This is a genomic window from Streptomyces sp. NPDC059853, from assembly GCF_042731495.1.
Classification (GTDB): domain Bacteria; phylum Actinomycetota; class Actinomycetes; order Streptomycetales; family Streptomycetaceae; genus Streptomyces.
Genome location: NZ_JBHWJL010000498.1, coordinates 1 through 2,271 on the forward strand (window position 1 = coordinate 1; position 2,271 = coordinate 2,271).

At 75.7% G+C, this 2,271-nt stretch carries 3 protein-coding genes; all 3 read left to right on the forward strand.

Translation table 11 applies throughout. The annotated features are described in order from the left end of the window. Nucleotides 1-563: enolase C-terminal domain-like protein (locus ACFV5N_RS27250; RefSeq protein ID WP_385605035.1), on the forward strand; the 563-nt coding region annotated here is incomplete at its 5' end. 62 nt (nt 564-625) lie between these two features. After that, nucleotides 626-1,270, forward strand: a complete 645-nt coding sequence (locus tag ACFV5N_RS27255; protein ID WP_385605037.1) for a bifunctional 4-hydroxy-2-oxoglutarate aldolase/2-dehydro-3-deoxy-phosphogluconate aldolase — start codon at nt 626-628, stop codon at nt 1,268-1,270. After that, nucleotides 1,267-2,229, forward strand: coding sequence for a sugar kinase (locus ACFV5N_RS27260; RefSeq protein ID WP_385605040.1), 963 nt, complete (start codon nt 1,267-1,269; stop codon nt 2,227-2,229). The genes ACFV5N_RS27255 and ACFV5N_RS27260 overlap by 4 nt, the downstream gene beginning before the upstream one ends. Nucleotides 2,230-2,271 lie beyond the last annotated feature (42 nt).

The following is a 2,271-nucleotide window of genomic DNA, read 5'->3' on the forward strand; positions in this document are numbered from 1 at the left end:
GGGTCCTCCCCCACCTCGCCCCGCTGCACCCGCTGTTCGTCGAGGAACCCGTCCTGCCCGAGTACACGCATCTGCTCGGCGAGGTGGTCGCGGCATCGCCCGTGCCGATCGCCACCGGCGAGCGGATCTACTCGCGCGCCGAGGCGTTGCCCGCGCTGCGGGCGGGCATCGCCGTCCTGCAGCCGGACCTGTCGCACGCCGGCGGCATCTCCGAGGTGCGGCGCCTCGCGTCGCTCGCGGAGACGTTCGACGTGCTGCTGGCACCGCACTGCCCCCTGGGACCGATCTCCCTGGCCGCGAGCCTCCAAGTGGCCATCAGCACACCGAACTTCCTCATCCAGGAACAGAGCATCGGCATCCACTACAACAAGGGGGCCGAAGTCCTCGACTACCTCGTCGACCCGGAGGTGTTCCGGTTCGACGAGGGCCACCTCAGGCGCCCGCTGGGCCCGGGCCTCGGCATCGACGTCGACGAGCAGGCGGTACGCCGTGCCGACGCGAGTGCCCCCGACTGGCACAACCCGGTATGGCGCCACCCCGACGGCTCCTTCGCCGAATGGTGATCCCGGCCGCCTCGCCTTCCCCGCCCTCCCCCGCCGACGAGCCGATCCACGGAGCACAGGACATGCCGGAACACAGCGACTTCGCGCAGACACTGCGCCACGACCGCCTGGTCGCCATCGTGCGCGGCAAGGACCCGGAGGCGGCGCTGCGCAGCGTCGTGGCGCTGGCGGACGAGGGGGTGCGCCTCGTCGAGGTGTCGCTCACCACGCCGCGGGCCGATGAGGTCATCCGGCGGGCGATCCGGGAAACGGGCCCGGGCGCGATCGTCGGCGCGGGCACGGTCGTCACCCGGGAGGACGCCCTGCGGGCCCGGGACGCGGGGGCGCGCTGGATGGTGACGCCCGCGCTGGGCCAGGGCCTCGAACAGGCCGTCGCCCTGGACGTACCGGTGCTCGCCGGGGCCCTGACACCCACCGAGGCGGTGGCGGCACTGCGGGCGGGCGCGCACGCCGTGAAGCTGTTCCCCGCGTCCCTGGGCGGACCCGGCTATCTGCGGGCGCTGCGCGACCCGCTGCCCGATGTGCCCTTCGTGCCCGTGGGCGGGGTGAACGCCGAACTGGTCCCGGCGTACTTCGCGGCCGGGGCCGTGGCCGTCGGCGTGGGCTCGCCCCTGCTCGGCGACGCGGCCGACGGCGGGGATCCGGCCGCACTGCGGGACCGGGCCCGGGCGTTCCGCGCCCTGTGCCGGGCGGAGGGCCAGGCATGAGCGCACCGGCGGTGGAGGTACTGACCTTCGGCGAGACGATGCTCTCGCTGCAACTGGAGGGTCCGCTCACGGTCGGCAACCCGGTCCGGCCCACGGTGGCGGGCGCCGAGTCCACTGTGGCCGTGGGCCTGGCACGGCTCGGGCACCGCGCGCGCTGGGCGGGCCGGGTCGGCGCGGACGAGCCCGGACGGATGGTGCTGCGCGCCCTGCGCGGTGAAGGCGTGGACCTGGCCCACGCCACCACGGACCACGAGGCGCCCACCGGCGCCATGCTGCGCGAACGACGCGTCGCCGACCTGGCCCGCGTGCACTACTGGCGCGGCGGCTCGGCCGGATCCCGGCTGAGCCCGGCACACATCGCGCCGGCCCTCGACGCGGGCGCCCGCGTCCTGCATCTCACCGGCATCACCTGCGCCCTGGGGGCCGGACCGCTCGCCGCGGTGCGGGCGGCGGCCGAACACGCCGCCGGGCACGGCTGGACCGTGACGCTCGACGTCAATCACCGCACCCGGCTGTGGAGCGCCGAGCAGGCCGCCACCGCCCTGCGTCCGCTGCTGCCCTGGGTCGACATCGTGATCGCCTCGGACGACGAACTGCCGCTGGTCGCCGGCGGGGAGGACACCTCCGAGGCGGAGCGGGCGGCGCTCCTGCTCCGGGACGGGGTACGGGAGGTGGTCGTCAAACGCGGCGCCGAGGGCGCGGACCTCCACCTCACCGGCCGTCCCCCGCTTCACGCCCCGGCTCACCCGGTGCCCGTGACGGACACCGTGGGGGCGGGCGACGCGTTCTGCGCGGGCTACCTCTCCGCGCTCCTCGACGGCCTGTCCCCCGAGGAACGGCTGCACCGCGCCACCCGCACGGCTGCTTTCGCCGTCGCGACCTCCGGCGACTGGGAGGGTCTGCCGCACCGGGACGAACTCCCCCTCCTCGACGCGAGCCCCGGCGCCACCGTGCGCTGACCGGCGACCGGCCGCGACGGCTCGCCGCGACCGGGCGGACGC

Excerpts from the sequence above, each read along its gene's own strand:
- ACFV5N_RS27255 (WP_385605037.1), top strand. The coding sequence starts at position 626 with ATGCCGGAACACAGCGACTTCGCGCAGACACTGCGCCACGACCGCCTG.
- ACFV5N_RS27260 (WP_385605040.1), top strand. The coding sequence starts at position 1,267 with ATGAGCGCACCGGCGGTGGAGGTACTGACCTTCGGCGAGACGATGCTC.